Source organism: uncultured Draconibacterium sp., assembly GCF_913060805.1.
Taxonomy (GTDB): domain Bacteria; phylum Bacteroidota; class Bacteroidia; order Bacteroidales; family Prolixibacteraceae; genus Draconibacterium.
Map to the genome: position 1 here is coordinate 14010 of NZ_CAJXTC010000006.1, position 19329 is coordinate 33338.

Annotated in this window: 18 protein-coding genes; 7 read left to right on the forward strand and 11 right to left on the reverse strand. The window is 42.8% G+C overall.

Going from position 1 to position 19329, the window contains the following annotated elements; all coding sequences use genetic code 11:
* The 5 genes from QZ576_RS04970 to QZ576_RS04990 all read left to right on the forward strand — a co-directional run bounded on the left by QZ576_RS04970 (nt 1) and on the right by QZ576_RS04990 (nt 6959).
* A complete protein-coding gene (locus QZ576_RS04970) occupies nt 1-2352 on the forward strand; it encodes an alpha-L-rhamnosidase N-terminal domain-containing protein (protein ID WP_297094697.1) in 2352 nt (783 codons plus the stop codon).
* Between the two features lie 248 nt (nt 2353-2600).
* Nucleotides 2601-3590, forward strand: coding sequence for an FAD-binding protein (locus QZ576_RS04975; RefSeq protein ID WP_297094699.1), 990 nt, complete (start codon nt 2601-2603; stop codon nt 3588-3590).
* Nucleotides 3574-4272, forward strand: a complete 699-nt coding sequence (locus QZ576_RS04980; RefSeq protein ID WP_297094701.1) for an FAD-binding protein — start codon at nt 3574-3576, stop codon at nt 4270-4272. The genes QZ576_RS04975 and QZ576_RS04980 overlap by 17 nt, the downstream gene beginning before the upstream one ends.
* Nucleotides 4273-4311: 39 nt before the next feature.
* On the forward strand, nt 4312-4905 hold the full coding sequence (locus QZ576_RS04985) for a NapC/NirT family cytochrome c (protein ID WP_297094702.1): 594 nt from the start codon (nt 4312-4314) through the stop codon (nt 4903-4905).
* 20 nt (nt 4906-4925) lie between these two features.
* Entirely contained in the window at nt 4926-6959 is a 2034-nt protein-coding gene (locus QZ576_RS04990; protein ID WP_297094704.1) for a glycoside hydrolase family 3 N-terminal domain-containing protein, read from the forward strand.
* A 100-nt stretch (nt 6960-7059) separates the two neighbouring features.
* On the opposite strand, the gene QZ576_RS04995 is transcribed toward QZ576_RS04990, so the two are convergent.
* The 10 genes from QZ576_RS04995 to QZ576_RS05040 all read right to left on the reverse strand — a co-directional run bounded on the left by QZ576_RS04995 (nt 7060) and on the right by QZ576_RS05040 (nt 16902).
* Entirely contained in the window at nt 7060-8580 is a 1521-nt protein-coding gene (locus tag QZ576_RS04995) for a family 43 glycosylhydrolase (RefSeq protein ID WP_297094706.1), read from the reverse strand.
* A 219-nt stretch (nt 8581-8799) separates the two neighbouring features.
* Nucleotides 8800-9960: an iron-containing alcohol dehydrogenase gene (locus QZ576_RS05000; protein WP_297094707.1), complete on the reverse strand. Its 1161-nt coding sequence runs from the start codon at nt 9958-9960 to the stop codon at nt 8800-8802.
* A gap of 279 nt (nt 9961-10239) precedes the next feature.
* Complete coding sequence (locus QZ576_RS05005; RefSeq protein WP_297094709.1) at nt 10240-11085, reverse strand: AraC family transcriptional regulator; 846 nt, start codon at nt 11083-11085, stop codon at nt 10240-10242.
* 45 nt (nt 11086-11130) lie between these two features.
* A complete protein-coding gene (locus tag QZ576_RS05010; protein WP_297094710.1) occupies nt 11131-11631 on the reverse strand; it encodes a cyclophilin-like fold protein in 501 nt (166 codons plus the stop codon).
* Nucleotides 11632-11665: 34 nt separating this feature from the next.
* Nucleotides 11666-12517, reverse strand: a complete 852-nt coding sequence (locus tag QZ576_RS05015) for an alpha/beta fold hydrolase (protein WP_297094712.1) — start codon at nt 12515-12517, stop codon at nt 11666-11668.
* A gap of 85 nt (nt 12518-12602) precedes the next feature.
* A complete protein-coding gene (locus QZ576_RS05020; protein WP_297094714.1) occupies nt 12603-13661 on the reverse strand; it encodes an alpha/beta hydrolase in 1059 nt (352 codons plus the stop codon).
* 41 nt (nt 13662-13702) lie between these two features.
* Complete coding sequence (locus tag QZ576_RS05025; protein ID WP_297094716.1) at nt 13703-14101, reverse strand: cupin domain-containing protein; 399 nt, start codon at nt 14099-14101, stop codon at nt 13703-13705.
* Between the two features lie 127 nt (nt 14102-14228).
* Nucleotides 14229-14984, reverse strand: a complete 756-nt coding sequence (locus QZ576_RS05030) for a carboxymuconolactone decarboxylase family protein (RefSeq protein WP_297094718.1) — start codon at nt 14982-14984, stop codon at nt 14229-14231.
* Nucleotides 14985-15536: 552 nt separating this feature from the next.
* The gene (locus QZ576_RS05035; protein ID WP_297094720.1) at nt 15537-16112 is read right to left on the reverse strand and encodes an NADPH-dependent FMN reductase; all 576 of its coding nucleotides are present in this window, start codon (nt 16110-16112) and stop codon (nt 15537-15539) included.
* 166 nt (nt 16113-16278) lie between these two features.
* The gene (locus QZ576_RS05040) at nt 16279-16902 is read right to left on the reverse strand and encodes a superoxide dismutase (RefSeq protein WP_297094722.1); all 624 of its coding nucleotides are present in this window, start codon (nt 16900-16902) and stop codon (nt 16279-16281) included.
* A gap of 202 nt (nt 16903-17104) precedes the next feature.
* Between QZ576_RS05040 and QZ576_RS05045 the strand changes: the two genes are divergently transcribed.
* Both QZ576_RS05045 and QZ576_RS05050 read left to right on the forward strand, forming a co-directional pair.
* Nucleotides 17105-17731, forward strand: coding sequence for a metalloregulator ArsR/SmtB family transcription factor (locus QZ576_RS05045; RefSeq protein ID WP_297094724.1), 627 nt, complete (start codon nt 17105-17107; stop codon nt 17729-17731).
* Nucleotides 17732-17845: 114 nt separating this feature from the next.
* Entirely contained in the window at nt 17846-18244 is a 399-nt protein-coding gene (locus QZ576_RS05050) for a pyridoxamine 5'-phosphate oxidase family protein (RefSeq protein WP_297094726.1), read from the forward strand.
* A 104-nt stretch (nt 18245-18348) separates the two neighbouring features.
* Here the strand turns inward: QZ576_RS05050 and QZ576_RS05055 are convergent, their stop codons facing one another.
* A complete protein-coding gene (locus tag QZ576_RS05055; protein ID WP_297094728.1) occupies nt 18349-19317 on the reverse strand; it encodes a DMT family transporter in 969 nt (322 codons plus the stop codon).
* Nucleotides 19318-19329 lie beyond the last annotated feature (12 nt).

The window sequence follows — 19329 nt, forward strand, 5'->3', positions numbered from 1 at the left end:
ATGAAAAAGTTAATTACATTAATTCTTATTATCTCGGCATTTGCAAGTTCGGCGCAAATGTTTGGACCACCACGAAATAACGAATGGGATGCAAGCTGGATTTGCGTGCCTGAAGCCGGAGCAACCGACGCAGGTCTTTACCTGTTCCGTAAAACAATAAATTTTGATGCTGTTCCCGCTAAATTTGAAATGCGCGTAACGGCTGATAATCGCTATAAACTTTATATCAACGAAAAACTGGTTTCAATGGGACCTGCATTGGGCGATTTGAAACACTGGAATTACGAAACTGTTGACATTGCTCCATTCCTGAAACAAGGCGAAAATATTATTGCCGCCGAGGTTTGGAACGAAGGTGATATGAAACCCGTTTCTCAATTCTCATGGAAGACCGGATTTTTATTCCAGGGAACCGACGATGCAACCAAAGTGTTGAACACCAACGATTCGTGGAAATGTATCGAAGATAAAAGTTACACACCTATACGTCAGCAGGTTCGTGGTTATTATGCAGCCGGTGCCGGTGAAAAAATCGACATGAATTACGCTGTAAAAGGATGGAAAGCTTTAAGTTTTGACGATACCAGTTGGAAATCGGCCAAAGCAGTTTTCGAACGTTCAACAAGAGGAATGGGCTTTAACACCCGCGGCGGATGGACCTTGCAGCCATCGATTATTCCGCAAATGGAAATGACTTACCAACGTTTGGTGTCCACGCGAAAAGCGGAAGGTGTTACTGTGCCTACCAACTTCCCTGAAGAAAAAGTGGCCATTGAAGTGCCTGCAAATACAACTGCAACAATCCTGCTCGATCAGGAAGTTTATACCAACGCTTATCCAACGCTTGTATTCAGCGGCGGCGATGAAGGTACAATTGTAATTACCTATTCTGAAGGTTTGTACAATGCCGAAGGCGCGAAAAACAACCGTAACGAGATTGAAGGAAAAACGATTTCCGGACGTATGGATACCATTATTTCGGACGGTTCGCAAAACCAGACTTTCACAACCTTGAACTGGAGAACTTACCGTTATTTGGAAATAAAAGTGGAAACAAAAGACAGTCCGCTTACCATCGAAGATTTCTACGGAACATTTACCGGTTATCCGTTTGAAATGAACGCCAAGATTAACGCCAACGATGCTGAGTTGGATAAAATTCTGGATATTGGCTGGCGTACGGCTCGTTCTTGTGCGGTTGAAACTTACATGGACTGCCCGTATTACGAACGTCTGCAATACATTGGTGATGCGCGTATTCAGTTGTTTGTTTCGTATTTCAACAGTGGCGACGACCGTTTGGCAAAAAATGCATTGAACCTGATGAACAACTCTCGCCAGGTGGATGGATATACTTTAAGTCGTTATCCGGATACTCAAAACCAGGTAATTGCAACCTACTCGATGTGGTTTGTTTGCATGTTGCACGACTACCTGATGTACGGAAGTGATCCTGAATTTTTGGATGACAAATTGCTGGGATCTCGCCAGATTCTGAACTACTTCATCAGTTTTGTTGACGACGATGGTTCACTGAAAAACCTGCCGGGATGGAACTTTACCGACTGGGCAAGCAACTGGCGCATGGGAACAGCTCCTGCTGCTGAGGATGGAAGTACTGCTTTGCTCGATCTGCAGTTGTTACTGGCTTTACAGGCGGGAATGGAACTGGAGCAAGTTCAAGGTAGCGAAGAGTATGCGGACATGTATGCAAGCCTGGCGAAAAAAATGTCGGAAACTATTAAAAGCAAATACTGGGATGCTTCGCGCAACTTATTTGCCGACACTCCTGATAAAAAGGATTTCTCGCAACATACCAATTCAATGGCGATTCTTGCAGGACTTACCACTCCGGAGCAAAACGTTAAAATTGCTGAGCAGATGTTGGAAGATGAGTCGCTGACTCAGGCTACTATCTACTTTAAATACTACTTGCACCTGGCATTGGCGAAAGCCGGTATGGGCGACGATTTCCTGGAATGGCTAGACATCTGGCGTAAGAATATCGATCTTGGTTTAACTACCTGGGGCGAAACTTCGGAAGTGGAAACTACCCGCTCTGATTGCCATGCATGGGGTGCCAGTCCGAACATTGAAGCTTACCGCATTATTCTTGGAATTGAGAGTGCTGCTCCGTATTTCAAAAAAGTAAAAATTGAGCCAAATATTGGTGCATTCGAAACCATTAGCGGCGAGATGCCTCACCCGGCTGGAACAATTGCTGTTGATTACGATAATTCAGCAAGCGGTTTAAAAGCTGAAATCAGCTTGCCCGAAGGAATTACCGGAACATTTGTTTGGGAAGGTAAAAGCCACACATTGAAAAGCGGAAAGAACAATCTTGAATTATAGATTCATTGGTTGAATAGTTATACTTAAGTTAAGCATTTACAGGTCATTCAGGGAATTAATTTCCCTGGATGACCATTTTCTATTAAATGTAAAAAGCACCTCCTAACGAAAGAAATATATTGAGTTGTGAGTTTAAAATGCTGCGTTTAAGCAGCTGTCAACTTAAATGTATTTCCCAAAAACATTGATTTTGTAGAAGTGGCAAACAGGTGTTCCGGAGAACAATGTTGCCTGAATTTAATATTGATATGGAAAAGTACATAAAACATACTATCGAAAATGGTATTTCGCGACGTAGTTTTTTGTCGCGCGCTGCTGTGGCTTCGTGTGCCGCCGGTTTGGTTGGGTTTGCCAGCTGTAAGCCGGAGAGTCCCAGCCAGGAAGCATTTCAGGAGGGAGTGGCCTACGGAAAAAGTATAGACGATGCAGCAAAACTATCGTTTCTTCCAAAACCGGAGGAAATACCGGAGAGCGAGATAAGTAAAACAGAATCATTTGATGTGGTAATTGTTGGGGCAGGTGCTTCGGGAGTTCCGGCAGCGCTGTCGGCACTCGAAAACGGCGCTTCTGTTGCTGTTCTTCAAAAGGAAAATATAGCTATTTCTCAGGGTAATTCCGGTGCCGGAATTGATCTCAGCACAAGTGATAAAGCCGGTGTGGAAGCGCTGGTTTCAAGATTAATGGGAGACAATGCACATCGTTGTAATCCAAAATTGCTCCGCGAGTGGGCATATAATTCAGGCGAGGCAGTTTCGTGGGTAATCGACCGTGCACAAAAAGCCGGTGCAAAAGTGATTAACCAGGGGAATTTACAGCAGGTAAATATCCTAAAAATGAATGGTTATAAGCTGGGTTTTCATACCGCATATTTTGGCTCAAAACCGTATACCAATGGCGATGGAATGCGCGATTTGGCGGCTTATGCCGAGAAACAAGGTGTGAAGTTTTTCTATAGTACGCCTGCAGTTCAGCTGGTTCAGGAAGATAGCGGTGAAATTACCGGCGTTATCGGGAAAAAGCAGGATGGCGCCTACACCAAATTTCTGGCTAAAAAAGGTGTTATTCTTGCAACTGGCGATTACCAAAATAACAAAGCTATGTGCGATTATTTTGTTCCTGATGCCAAAAATTTCGGACGCAAACAATCGCGCAAAACCGGCGATGGTTTCGTTTTAAGGATACTGGGCAGGTGGTGTTATCGAGCCAATTGGCCATACAAAAATGTTGCACGATTTTGATGCCGGGCCGGCTACCATGTGCGATATGCCATTCCTGACTGTCGATCACTCGGGAAAAAGGTTTGTAAACGAAAGCGTGGAAATGTCGTTGCTGTGTAATTATTTACGCGGACCCGAGAAAACCGGGCAGTATTCGCAGATATTCGATGCGAATTACATGACACAGGCCAAAAACTGGCCGGGTGTTTTGGTGTCGCCCGAAGATATGAAAAATTACATGCCTGATGAGGATGTTCCGCATCGTCATGGCGTGTATGAAGCTTTTATAAATACGCATAAAGCCGATACTCTTGAGGAGCTTGCGCTTAAAATTGAAGCCGATCCGGAGACCTTGAAAGCGACAGTAAAAAGGTATAATGAGCTGGTAGCGTCGAAACAAGATTCTGATTTCGGAAAAGCCGCCGAGTTCATGAAACCGATTGATACTCCTCCGTTTTATGGTATTCACCGCACATTGCGACTTTCAGCCGTTTGTTCAGGATTGCTTGTTGATGAAAATCATCAGTGTTTGAATGCCGAGGGAGACAAAATAAAAGGCTTGTATGCCATCGGTAATCTTGGTGGTGGTTTTTATGGCGGAGTGGATTATCCGCTAACGGTTTACGGTTTGTCGCTGGGGCGCTGTTACACTTTCGGTTACCTGGCCGGACGACATGTTGCCAATTTGCAACCTACCGCTTAAAGCTTTTTTACTACTTACAAACTTTAAAAAGATTTTGAAATGAACGATAAAACCAAGTCAGCCGGAAAGAGATCAATGCTTCGGATGCCAAGAGTTCTGATTCTTGCGGCTGTAATAGTTGTTGTCCTCTCAGGACTTGTAACCGGCGGGGTGCACTGGCACAATCAGCCCGGCTTTTGTACCAACTGTCACACCCCAATGAACGAATATGTAGAAAATTATTATGGCGGCGATACAACGCTGATGATTACGCGTCATGCAATGGCAGACACCGTTTCGCTTCGATGCCTGGATTGCCACAGCCAGAAATTGAATGAGCAGCTTACAGAAGGAGCGCACTGGCTGACCGGGAACTATACTTTTCCGCTGGAAAAGCGTGAAATCGGTACCCGTAGTTTTTGTATGACTGCAGGATGCCATGTGGAAGAGGAGATTATAAAAGCAACAACTAATACGCAGGAAATGTCGTTTGCTTTTAGCCAGCACGATCCGCGCCACGGAAAGCAGGAATGTTACACCTGCCATTCCATGCACGGGCAGTCGGTTTATTCCTGTAACCAGTGTCATCATTTTGAATTGCCGGAAGGCTGGATTTCGCCGCAGCCAAATGGCGTGATTGCCAGTTTAGATTAGAATAACTAAAACTAAATAAGATGAAAACGAAACCTGTATTTTTTAAGCATTTAAAACGTTATTTATTTTTCTCTGGTAGTTTGTTGCTACTGTTTTCGTGCAATAAAAATGCAGGTATTTCACAACCCGAGCTGGGGGTGAAAAGTGTTGAACTGATTAGCGCAGATGGTTTTCAGTTTAAAGATTTGAATAAAAACGGTGAGCTGGATAAGTATGAAGACTGGCGTTTGACGACCGATGAACGTGTTGCCGATTTGCTGCAGCAAATGACGCTGGAAGAAAAGGCCGGATTTATGCTGATCAGTACCATAAACATGGGTGGAGCATCCGGTGGTGGTTTTGGTGGAAACCGGAATGTAACCAGCGATCTGTCGGAAGAAGATAATATTAATGAAACCAATTTTTTTACACGCCAGCCACTGCCGGTACCAACACTAAGTGTTTCGGGAACTACTAAGGGAATATTGGAAAGAAATCTTCGCCACTTTATTTTGCGCGCTAATACCAAGGCTTCAACCATTGCGCAGTGGGCCAATAATGTGCAGGAAGTTGCGGAATCGTCGCGTTTGGGGATTCCGGTTCTGATTACGTCAAATCCGCGAAACCATATTACAATCGATAACTCGCCGGGATTAAGTTTGGGGGAAACCGGTTTCTCAAAATGGCCGGGAGAACTGGGATTGGCAGCCATGCGAGATTTTGAATTGACCCGCGAATTTGCTGAAACGGCAGCCAAAGAATGGTGTGCAGTTGGAATACGTAAAGGTTACATGTATATGGCCGATTTGGCTACCGAGCCGCGTTGGGGACGAACAGAAGGAACTTTTGGCGAGGATGCCGATCTGGCTGCCAATATGATTCGTGAAGTGGTTTTGGGATTTCAGGGTGATGAATTAGGACCACATTCGGTAGCGCTGACCACAAAACACTTTCCGGGAGGCGGACCACAGAAAGATGGTCAGGATGCGCATTTCGACTGGGGAAAAGGGCAGGAGTATCCCGGAAATATGCTGGATTACCACCTGAAACCTTTTAAAGCGGCTATCGATGCAGGAACTTCTGCAATTATGCCGTATTACGCTGTGCCGGTTGGTACTGAATACGACGAAGTTGGATTTGCGTTCAACAAAGGGGTAATCACCGATCTGCTTCGTGGAGAACTGGGTTTTCAGGGAATTATAAATTCCGATACAGGCCCTATTTTTATGATGCCGTGGGGTGTTGAAAGCCTATCTGTTTCTGAGCGTTATCAAAAAGCATTGGAAGCCGGTGTCGACTTATTTTCAGGCGTGGCTGATCCCACATTTCTTTTGGAAACGATAAAAGAAGGATTGGTGTCTGAAGACCGGATTGATGAATCTATAACTCGGTTGCTAAAAGAAAAATTTGAGTTGGGAATTTTTGAAAATCCTTATGTAGATGTTGAAGCGGCCGACGCATTTGTTGGAAATGCTCAGTTTCAGGAAAAAGCAAATCTGGCGTTGCGAAAGTCGATTGTTTTGCTCAGAAATGAGGCTGATTTGCTGCCGGCAAAAGCTAAAACCAAAGTCTATTTCGAGAAGTATGTGGTTTCGCGAGGTAGCGATGATCCGCATGTTGTAATTGTGCCCGAGGAGAACAATTGGGAAGTGGAATTTGTGGATTCACCCGAAAAAGCAGATTTGGTTGTGTTGTGGTTGATTCCCGGATCTGGTGGCTTATTTGGATCTGGCGGAGGTGAAATCCATAATGAACTGTCGAAAAATAACATCGACGTTAACTACGTCAATCACATTCAAGCCCAAAAGCCAACGGTAGTGGCCATAAACTTTAGCAATCCGTGGGTAATCAGCGAAATTGACAATGGAAATCTAAATACAGTTCTGGCAACTTTTGGAACTACAACCAACGCTGTGCTTGATGTAATTTCGGGACAGTTTAATCCGACGGGAAAAATGCCGTTTTCAATACCGGCTTCTACCGAGGCTGTAATTAATAATCTGCCGGATGTACCGGGAGCACAGGAAAATGAGGGATATGCCGTTTTTAATTTTAACGACGGAATAAGTTACTAAAGAAAAGAAGAAGTAAAATATGTGCTTGTAAGATTGTGCAAACAAAAATGCCGATGATACAGTTTCATCGGCATTTCTTATTGTATTTTATTTTCTGATTTTATTCTTCGTCGATGGCTTGATAGTTAAAGTTCTTGAAAGTTACCTTTCCATCTCCAATCGAGCAAAGCCCGATACGCAAACTCAGAAAGCCACTCAAAACATTGTGGTTTAATCCGGTTGTTTCAAACGAATTTTCGGTTTTGATCCAGTTTTTACCGTCGAGGCTGTAATACATATCAACCGTGTTATTTACGCTTTTCAAACGTAAGAAAGCGTGTCGATTAATTACATTTTGCTCGGTGGCAAACTGCCATCCGCGTAGGTTGGAAAGAATGTTTGTATCGTCAGCTAAAATACCGGAAGAAGCCTGTTGGTTGTAAAACAGTACCAAACCACCAATCGCGTCGCCTTCAATTTCTAATTCCACATCGGCAGTATAAGCATGATCGGCCGGGATGGTCAACATTGGCGAACAATCAGCAATTCCGTGTCCCTTGCCGTTGATAACAATGCTGTTGTCTTTTATTTCAAAGCGGTCTTCCTCAAAACCGCCAAAGAATTTCCACTGCGGATCTAACTCATCTCCTGAGAAATCGTCGCTTAATTTCATAGGCTGCTGAGCCACATTTGCTTTTCCGGGAAGTACCATTGGTTTAGCAATATCAATGTCGTCCGGAATTTTGTACCAGCCGTCCTCTGTCCATTCAACGGGAGTGAGCATCGTTTGGCGGCCCATGTTATAGAAGCCATTTTCGTAACCATGAAAGATCATAAACCAGTTGCCATCCACATCGTCGAAAACGGTACCGTGAGCTACCGACCACCACTGATCTTTATTCGACTCAGCCCTTAAAATCGGATTATAAGGTGAATTTTCCCAAGGGCCAAGCGGCGATTTCGAGCGGGCAGAAATTACCATGTGCCCGGTTGCCGGTCCGGCAGTTCCGCCTTCAGCAACGGTTAAATAGTAATATTCGCCACGTTTGAAAAGTTTCGGGCCTTCCATACAAAAACATTCGATCGACCACTCGCGCGGGATTTCCCAACCGTCGTAACTGTGCACCGGATCGCCGGCAACTGCCAGTCCGTCGTCGGTTAGCGGTACATAACTTCCGCTGCTGAAATACAGGTAGCGGTTTCCTTTTTCATCCACTACATGTCCGGGATCGATCATGCTGATGTCGATTAAAACCGGTTCTGTCCACGGACCTTCAATATTCTCGGCCGTAATTACATAATTCTTGTTGTCGGCCGGAAAATAGATGTAGTATTTGTCGTCGTATTTTGTGATCTCCGGTGCCCAAACCGAACCAACGTTAGTATGCAGCGCATTGGCAACCGGCTCCCAGTTAATGAGGTCGGTAGAGTGCCAGATTAAAAGACCCGGGTAATAATAAAACGACGAATGAACGAGGTAGTAGTCTTCTCCATCGCGCAAAATGCTGGGGTCGGGGTAGTCTCCATGAAACAGGGGATTAGTAAAAGAGCTGTTTGTATTTGGTTGCGATTTGTCTTGCCCGTTGGTAAAAAGGCAGAGACTAAAAAACAACAATCCGAAAAAAATTGTCTTGTAGTTCATTGTATATTTTTGAATATGCTTTTATTGGTTTTAATATCTGTACAAAGCTAATGCACATCGGCATTTGCGGGAAATTTTCAGGTGATTAAAATGTTTCGGATTGATGTTTGATTTGTTTCAGAAAAGTGGTTTCTGGAGTAATTCACTTGGTGAATCAACGAAAAAAGGCCGCTCTCCATTGCGGAGAACGACCTTGTAATCTGTGCCTTATATAAAAAACTAAACCAGCGCAGCAGTTACAGGCACTCCTTCGAAGCAGGCTTCGTAGATTGCTTTGATATCTGCAGCATCAGGCTTAATAGGGTTGAACAATGTGCATGGGTCATTCAATGCATTTTCAACCATTGTATCTAATTTTTCGTTCCAGGTTTTCTCGTCAACACCAGCCTCGCGGAAAGATGCAGGGTTACCAACGCTGCTTCTCAATGTTTCAATTTCAACTGCGAAATCTTCGGCAGTGGTTTTGCCAAACAAAGCAGCCAAATCTTCGTATTTATCGGTTCCTTTCGAGTTAAAACGAACTACGTTAGGCATCAGAATTGCGTTCGCACAACCGTGAGCTACGCCAAAAGTACCACCTACCTGGTGCGACATAGCGTGAACAATTCCCAACCACACGTTGGTGAATGCCATTCCGCCCATACATGATGCGTCGTGCATTGCCTGACGAACATCTGCGTTTTCCGGCTCTTTAACTGCTGTTTCAAGGTTTTTGAATACCAGCGCGATTGCATCTTTTGCCAGTGCATCGTTGTAGCGGTCGGCAATATTCGATACGTAAGCTTCAACACCATGGCTTAACGCGTCGAGGCCTGTATTTGCGGTTACGTTAACCGGCATCGATTTACATAGTTCACCATCGATAATGGCCACATCAGGAGTTAATTCATGAGATACGATTGGGTATTTTGTTCCTTTTTCGCGATCGGTGATCACTGAAAGTCCGGTAACCTCTGTTCCTGTTCCACTTGTTGAAGGCACGGCCACAAAAATTGCTTTGTTGCGCAATGGTTTCACTGCAAAAGGTTTTGCAATTTCTTCCAGAGTTGCATCCGGATACTCATAAAATACCCACATTGCTTTGGCTGCATCAATTGCCGAACATCCACCCAATCCGATAACCACATCAGGTTGTTCCTGCTTGAAGAATTCAGCTCCGCGAAGCACTGTTTCAATCGATGGATCTGCTTCAACACCCTCGAAAACTGCCGATTCGATATTAACTTCTGAAAGGTAAGCCTGAGTTTTTTCCAGCGAGCCATTCTTTTTAACTGAACTTCCGCCGATAACGATAACTGCTTTTTTACCTTTTACTTCCTTTAGGTTTTCTAAACTACCAAGGCCGTGAAAGATCTCTTTTGGTACAATAAATTTTGCCATTTTCCTATTCTTTAATTGTTGATTTTTTACTTCAAATCTCACTCCTCAATCCCGAAACGAGCATTGATTAATGATGGGGACAAAAGTATAGGAAGCCGAAATGGCGGGAGTTACTAAAATAGGTCAAACGTTTATGAAAAAAGATCAACTTGAAATGGCAGCCGTTCAAAAGGGGATGGAAAGTGCCTAAAAATGCAGAAAATAAGACTATTTGATCTGATTTAAATGGTCGACACAAGAATGTGGACTGATTTCATCGGGGTGTTGAAATTCAGATTTTTAACTGTTTCGGTGTAAATCGCTTGGGTTTATTCCAAATTTGGTTTTAAAAGCGGCGCTAAAATTCGAGAGGTTGCCGTAGCCAAAATCAAGGTAAATATCAGATGCTGTTCGTTCGCCTTGCAGCAACAAATCGTAGGCTTTTTGCAAACGTTTATCTTGCAGCCATTTCCCGGGCGATTCGCCAAATTCACTAATAAATTTTCGTTTAAACGAAGAAAGGCTCATGTTGCATAAAAAGGCAAATTCTTCGAGTTTTAAATTGGAACAGGCATTGCCCTCAACGGTTTTCCGGAATGGAGATGATTCTTTTGATATCAGGGAGTACAGGTAACGTTCGAACTGTTCGCCGTATTTGGCCAGCAAATAGGTCATGATTTCTTCGAACTTAATGGTTAGCATTTGGGTTGAATAACTTTCGGGCATAGCTGCCATTTGCGATAGCGTACCCAGGAAGGAAGCAATGTAAGCGTCGTTTTCGATGATAAAAAAGGATTGCTCGTTGCCTTGGTTGTATTCCAAAGAAGAATGTTTTTCGAGGAAAGCTTTTAAGCGGCTTTCAGAAAAGAAAAACAGCTTGCAATAATAAATGTCGTCATTATCCAAAAGTTCGGTCCACAGCCAGTTTCCCTGCCTGATCAGCAACGACTGTTCTTTGTTGACCATAACCGAAGCATCGGCAAAATGAACCTGTTTTTTACCCACCTGCAAAAAACTAAACATGTTCATGCTCAGTTGCACCTTGCTTTTTACGACATCCTCCGTCATTTTGTAGTCGTAAATAAAAAGATCGTCGGCTTGACGATCTTCCTGCTGGTATATTTGTGGTATGTTTTCTACCTGCATCGTTCTTTCTTTAAGCCGGACAAATATACTTTTTACATCTTAAATCTATTCCTCAGGCAACGATAAGGTAACCGTTACATCGCCTTTGCCAAGCACTTGCATCAGCTCTTCTTTGCTAATGTCGTCGATCTTGCCGAGGCGCGTAAAATTCCAGGTATTTGGTGCGTAATAAATCACCAGAGCACTTCCCTGGTACAAAATAATATCTCCCGGTTCGGTGGTGATGGATTCGTTGTTAGTAGGGAAATCGCGGCCAAGCGAACCTACTTTTTCCATATTTCCGTAGTCGCGCATTTCAATGGTTATCGGTCCTTCAGAAAGTGCCTGTGCAAGCGCTTCTGCCGACGAATTATCGGCAAGTGTAGCCGTGAGTGTGGTATCTCCAATTTGTAAAATCATTTTATTCGAATTTGTTTTGTTATTTGTCTCATCATCAACAATCTTTTCATTTATCCGATTATCGGAACTCAGGTCATGACTTTCGCCCGAACAGGCTAAAAGCATAATAAAAAGAATGGTGCTGAAAAATAGAATCGTTTTTTTCATGGTGTTATCTGTTAAGTTTAAGGTGTATGGCAAATTACTGTTCAACTAAAAAGTCGACAGCAATTTTAGCAGCCAGACTCTGATTTTGATTAAATAGGTGGTTCTCACCATCCAATAAATGCAGGGTGCTGTTGCTGTAAATCTCATCGTATTTTTCAGCGTATTTATAAGGCACAACCTGGTCGGCTTTTCCCTGAATGATGCAAACCGGTCCTTTGTATTCAGCAGCGCGTGGATAAATATTCAGAGTGAGAATGGTCGACAAATATTCGCGTCCAACCTGATGGTTGAAAACGTTAATGAATTCCGGAATATTTTCAGGATCAAATGTTACGCCCATCATCATGCCGGCACTAACCTGATCTTCCATAACTGCTGCGGGTGCTAAAAGTACTACGCTTTTAACGGCATCTTTCAGTTCTCCGGCAGTTAGGGATGTTACCACGCCGCCTTGTGAGTGCCCCAACAAACTTATGTCAGATACGAAATCAAGCGATTTGCAGTATTCGAAAACCGCTTTTGCATCCTCCACTTCCGATGGAACGGTCATGTCGACAAATTCACCATCGCTTTCGCCGTGTCCGTTAAAATCAAAACGGATGGAGGCGATTCCTTTCGATTGAAGTGAATCGGCAATTTCAGTAAGAACAGGAAATTCCCTGTTTGAAAAAACACCGTGCATAATAACCACCAACGGGCATTTTTCATTGGATTTTAATGCCGGTATCTGCAGTTCGGCTACTAAGTTTCCAACAGCTCCCTGTATTTGTACTGCTTTTGTAACAGGCGCTGCAGCCGGTTCGTTTTCTGCTTTGTTCTTCTGATTTGAACATCCCATTACTACTACCATAGAGCATATAAATGCTAAAAATATTACTCGTTTCATTTTGTTGATTTTTTATAAATATACAAAAACGCCCCGCATGTGCGAGGCGTCCTGCTTTCTATGTTCATTTACCCTTCATAAATCTTTACTTCAGATTTTCTTTGAAGAATGATTCTAATTTGTCGAATGGAATAACATCGGTTTTGTCGTACAAGTCGGTATGCACGGCACCCGGAATAATCATCAGTTCTTTTGGCTCGTTTGCTGCTTTGTAAGCATCTTCGCTAAAGTAACGCGAGTGTGCATTTTCGCCGGCGATAATCAACACCGGGCGAGGTGAAATCTCGTTGATGTAAGTAAGCAACGGCATATTCATAAATGATAATGCGTTGGTTGCTGTCCACGATCCGTTTGAGTTGATCGAACGTGGGTGAAAACCGCGCTCAGTTTTGTAGTAGTTAACGTAACCTTGCACAAATTCCGGTTCTTCTCCGGTTAGCTGATCAGCTTCAGGTAGTCCTGCAGGACCATAAGCAGGTGTTCCGTTTTCTGCATCTTTCCAGCGTTGCTCACCCAATTGCTCCAATAGTTGCGAACGTTGTTCCGGAGTCATGCTATCGAAATAACCACGTGCTGTAACGCGCGACATGTCGTACATACTGGCAACTGCCACAGCTTTTACGCGTTTGTCGACAGCGGTAGCGTTTAAGCCCATACCGCCGAAACCACAAATTCCCATAATTCCAACTTTCTCACGGTCAACAAAGGATTGAATTCCGAGAAAGTCGATAGCTGCGCTAAAGTCTTCGGTATTAATATCTGGTGATGCTACATTGCGAGGTTCGCCGCCACTTTCGCCTGTAAAAGAAGGATCGAAGGCTACAACCGCAAAACCGCGCTGTGCAAATTGGTTGGCGTATAAACCTGATGATTGTTCTTTAACGGCTCCGTAGGGACCATTGATTGCCAATGCTGGAAGAGGTTCCGAACTTCTGTCTTTTGGTAAATACAGGTCACCGGTCAGGGTGATTCCGTAACGGTTTTTGAAAGTTACTTTTTCACGGGTAACTTTATCACTTAATTCAAATGTGTAATTTTCTTCTGTTTGTTTCATCTCTGTTTTGTTGTTTGTTTGCTTGTTTTCTGAACGTGCCTGTCCCACTATAGCGACTGACAACAGTGCCATAAATACTAGTTTTCTCATTATATAATTGTTTCTGCTTTTGTAATTGTTTTCTGTTTGTTTTAGCCCAGCGCGTTGTATTCTTCGTCGGTAACCGGGCCGTTCCATTGTGTAGTCGATCCTTCAACCGGAACAGACAATGCGATGTGTGCGAACCAGCTGTCTTTTGCTGCTCCGTGCCAGTGATTTACTCCGGCAGGAATATTTACGGTGTCGCCCGGATTCAATTTTTGGGCTGGTTTGCCTTCTTCCTGGTACCATCCTGTTCCAGCTGTGCAAAACAAAATTTGTCCGCCACCATTATGAACGTGCCAGTTGTTGCGGCATCCCGGTTCAAAAGTTACATTGAATGAAGGAACGCCTTCCAATGTTAATACTGCCAGGTAACTTTGTCCTGTAAAATATTCTGCGTAAGCATCGTTTTTTTGTCCTAGTGGAAATGGTTGTTTAAATTCACTCATTTTAAAATCCTCCAATTATTTAATGTTTTTATTTAATCATTGCTTTTGTTTTACCCCGGCCCGCAAAGGGAAGTTGGTCAAGTCCCCTTTAGGGGATTCCAGCCAGCCGGCTGACAGGTAGGGGTAATTAGTTTTCCGGTATTACTTCATTTATGCAAGCCAGCGCATTCAATGTTCTTGGAAAACCCATGTAGGGCAAACATTGTGTAACTGCAGTGAGCAGGGTGTTTTTATCGTTTCCAACACTCAGGTTCCCGTTTACGTGTGATTTCACCTGGTTTTCGCAACCGCCCAGTGCACTTAAAATACACAGGGTAAGTAGCTCGCGGATTTTAAGATCCAGCGTTCCTCGCGTATAAATGTCGCCGAAACAGAATGCCGATAAGTAGTTCTGGATATGCTTCTGATTTTCGGGAGCCGTCTCGTGCATTTTATCGATGATCTCGCCGAAGATGCTTTTTTGAACTTTCAAGCCATCATCGAAACGGGTTTCTTCGGTCACTGTTTTCTGGCTTTCAACCGGAAGCGAAATGTTAGCCGCTTTAAAAACCTCGTTGGCTTTATTAATGGCATTTAGTGTTTTTGGAAATCCAAGATAGGGCGCACATTGGTAAATGGCTTCCTTTATTTCAACCGGCGACACGCCAATATTTAAAGCTGCAAAAACATGTGCCTGCAATTGCTCAAGCGTTTGATTGGTGGTTAATACAACGATTGTAATTAACTCGCGTAATTTGTCGCTTAAATCGCCCTGATAGAAGACTTCGCCGAAAATGAAACGGTTTAGCATTTCCTGTAAATCCGGATCAGTTTCTGCCAGCGGACCTGTGTGTTGTCCGAATAATTCTTCAAACTTTTTCTTACTTAATTCTATCCTGTCCATTTGTTTGTTTTTTAGAATTGTTCAATCTCAAACGTTTATGAGATTTTCATATGATTCAAATAGTTGACTTTATAAGGTATCATATGTAACTCGCATTTTGAACGTTTTCTAAAGCTTTCATTTCGAAGCTCGTTTCACAATGCAAATATCATTATTAGCTATCTTATAAAATTACCAAAATAACGGATAGAGTTACCTCTATTACGGAATGTTATGCAAAAGCAAGGAATTGGGGTATGTAAAATTGAAAATGGCGATAAGTTACTGGAATTTAGCTTGCTATTTTGTTGAGGAAAGTGCAGAGTTGTGCTTGATGATATTTTTATTTGGCGAAATCATCTCAATTAAAATGGTTGGAAGAATGAATTGGGCGTTAGTCTTTTTACCCCTTTGGCTGTCGCCATTTCCCCTCAGGAGGGGAAACATCTGCAATGCTAAGTATAAAGCCTTGTTGTAATGCGGAAAGAATATTCAACGCTTGCTCCCCTTTTGAGGGGAGCTCCCGATAGGGTGAGGGGTAGATATAAAATCTATCAAGAATTAGTTTATGGATTACACAACCGGGACTAAACTTTCTCTAACCTCAACCTTTCGGCTGGTAGCCAGATTTACCAAAAGATTCAGTTTTTCTTTATTGGCAGCTGTAATTTCGGTAGGGTTTTCACTCTCAAAAAGCGTACTTCTAACCAATGGTGCGCTAAACGGAACCGGCCATGCCCGGAGTGCTTTTGCAATCGCATCCATGGTATTTATGCCTTGCATGGCCTGAATACCATCGGCCCAGCAGATCATACCAATATTTTTATTCGTGAGGTAGGGTTGTGGTGCTTTTGAACTAACTTCCAGCCAGTCGAGGCAGTTTTTCATCGCACCAGGAATACTTCCATGATACAAGGGAGCCAGCCATAAATGTACGTCAGCTTCTAAAAACTGCTGGTTCATGATTTCTACCGAATGTGGAATTTCAGTCATTGCTGTGTCAAAAAGTGGAATTCCGGCATCGGCTAAATTGAAGATGTTTGTTTCAATACCCATCTCATTCAGTTGTTCCGATAGGTAGTTGGAAAGTAATGCCGGAGTTGATTGCGACTTTCTTTCCATGGCTCCGTTAAATATTAGGACTTTCATGTTTTCTGAATCTAAATTTGGTTAATGTTTAGGATCTGCTTGGTGCGTATAGTTTTCTGTTTGTCAGTAACCGGAAAAAATCAGGCCCTGCCAAATTATGCAGGGCCGACTTTTTGTATCTAATTGTTGTACTATGATGTTATTGGTTTTTCCAATAATTCAGTCATTATAGTTTTGACAAAGCTTCTTCGTATTTCTTTTCTACTGAAGCCCAGTCCAAAACCGACCAAAATGCATCAAGGTAATCAGCTCTTTTGTTTTGGTATTTCAGGTAGTAGGCGTGCTCCCACACATCAACTCCTAAAATTGGAAATCCTTTGTCTCCCGATTCCAGATCCATCAGCGGGTTGTCCTGGTTTGGAGTTGCAGTAACTGCTACCGAACCGTCAGCTTTTACGTAAAGCCAAGCCCAGCCCGAACCAAATTGTGTTAAACCTGCTTTTTTAATTTCTGCTTTCAAGGTATCAATATCGCCAAAAGCTGCAGCAACTTGTTCTGCCAGTTTGCCTGTTGGAGCCGCCTGTGGAGTTGGCGACAAAATTTCCCAGAACAGCGAGTGATTGTAGTGACCGCCACCATTGTTGCGAACGGCTTTGCTGTATTTACTTACTTCACGTATAATTTCTTCAAGACTTTTGTTTTCTGCTTCTGTTCCTTCAACGGCGTTATTCAGGTTAGTTACATAGGCCTGATGGTGACGTTGATGGTGAATTGTCATTGTTTCATTGTCGAAATGTGGCTCCAATGCATCTGTTGCATATGGAAGAGCCGGTAAATTGAATTTGCTCATTATGTTGTTTTTTAATTGTTATTAACTGAGAGCAAATTTACAACATTGAATAATAAAACAACTAAAAAGTTGCTAAAAATTAAATTGGTTTTGTCTATGTCTCATTGATAAACTCTTTATATGTTTGGTATATTGTGATTTGTGAACTATTTTTCTATTTTTGTCTTATATTAATAAAACAACTAAATGTTGTAAAAATAATATGAAGAAGAATTCGTCGGAACAAATATTGATGCAGCTTAAAATGAGAGGGGAGGCCACAGCGCTTTTAATTTCAGAGGAGCTTGCCATTACGAAGGAGGGAGCACGTAAACATTTGCTAAATCTTTCGGAAGCCGGTCTTGTGCAGGCAACGGTTAAAAGTGAGGGCGTGGGACGTCCTTCAACTTATTATTCGCTTACCGATAAAGGATTATCAAGATTTCCCAATACACATGCGGATATTACGGTTCAGTTGTTGCAATCGGTAAAAAAATTGTTGGGCGAAAATGCGCTTGATCTGCTGATTAGCGATAGAGAGAAAGCTATATACGAGCGTTACGCAAAGCAAATGGAAGGCTCGGAAACCATTGAGCAAAAGCTGGATGTACTGAGCAAAAGGCGTTCGGAAGAAGGATACATTGCCGAGTGGAAAAAAGAAGACGATGCCTATTATTTAATCGAAAACCATTGTCCGATTTGTGCGGCAGCCACCGAATGCCAGGGATTTTGCCGATCGGAACTGCACAATTTTAAACAGTTAATTGGTGAAGATTACGATTTGGAACGCACAGAATATATTATCGAGAACGGCAATCGTTGTGTGTACCGAATCAAAAAATCAAGCTAGATGTTTTCACTTCCCTTTACAGCCAAATTTTAACATTTGTAAAAAGAATCAAGAGCTAAATCCATTAATTTAGTACAATATTTTAAGCTTAATTTATTTTAGGAGGATACAATTATGTCACAGTTAACACCGGAAATGAAAGAGATGGTAATGAGCCAGCAATGCTTTCATGCAACCGTCAGCAAAGACGGAATCCCAAACAACGCACCAAAACGATCGACACGTGTTTTTAACGATGAAACATTGATTTTTAACGAAGGAGTGGGAGGTATTACTTACCAGAATATTCTGGATGGTTCGAAAGTCGCGACTTCAGTTGTTAACCGCGATGTGATGGAAGGTTTCCGTTTTATCAGTACACCGGAAGTTGTTACTGAAGGTGAGCTTTACGAAAAATCAGCTGAAATGTCGCAGAAAGCAGGAATGCCAAAACCAAAAGCGGTGATCCTGTTGCATATTGAAGAAATTCACAGCTTGAAACCCGGACCAATGGCGGGTAAAAAAATTGGCTAAGATGTTAGGTAATTGAGATTATAAATGCCGGAATTGATTTTTGTAAATTGGTTTCGGCATTCTTTTTGGCTTTAAATAGTGCGTTCGGCCACTCAGCATTCAGCCTAAATCTGTTTTCTAATACGCAGACCAGCTTTTCCGGAGAAAAGTTGGATTTTCTTTTTATCTGCTTTTTCTGCAGGTTTTGTTTGTTTCGTTACCAGGTAAACTCCTGATAACACCAGAATAACCGCCACCGGTTTATCCCACGTTAAAGTATCCTGTCCAACAATAATTGCCAGCACGGAAGCAACGATAGGTTGCCAGTTCATAAAAATACTTACCGTGCTTGCTTCCAGTCGTTTTAGCGCATAAGGCATCAGGAAAAATGCCAGAACGGATGAAAACAGCAAAGCAAAAACAAGCAAAGAAATGGCCATTCCGGTTGCTTCGTTTGTAAATATTGTCTGGCTGTTAAACTCGGAAATTCCAAAGGGCATTGATATTGCTGCCGAAATAAGGAACATCCATTTTGCCACAGTAACGGGCTTATATTTTAATGATATTGTTCGGGTAATAACCAGGTAAACAGAGTAAGCCAGAACACATAAAAGTGCAAAAACGAGACCCAACAAACTGTTTGCTCCACCGGCACCGCCTTTTGTACCGAGTAAAATAACTAAGGCTGCTCCCGAAACACTCATTCCAATTCCAATCACTTTTCGAAAGGGGATGACTTCCTTTAAAAAGATGGCCGCGATAATTAATACAAGCACCGGAGTTAAGGCCATTATAAGTGCAAAAACTACCGGAGAGGTATATTTGAGCGATTGAGAAAAGAAGAATTGTGTGCCCATGTATCCAATCAGGCCTCCGAGTAACATAACCAGTATATCTTTTCCTCTGACCTTTTCTTGCCGCAAAAAGGCTCCGATGCTCCAAAATACAATGGCTCCGAAAATCATTCGGGTGGCTGTGTATCCCATGGGTGTCATCCAGCCGGCCATTAATGCTTTTGTGACCGGAATGTTTAGGCCAAACATGGTGTTGGCGCATAAAATGGCTATCAGGCCTTGTCGTTTTTCCTTCTCCACCTTTTCCTCATT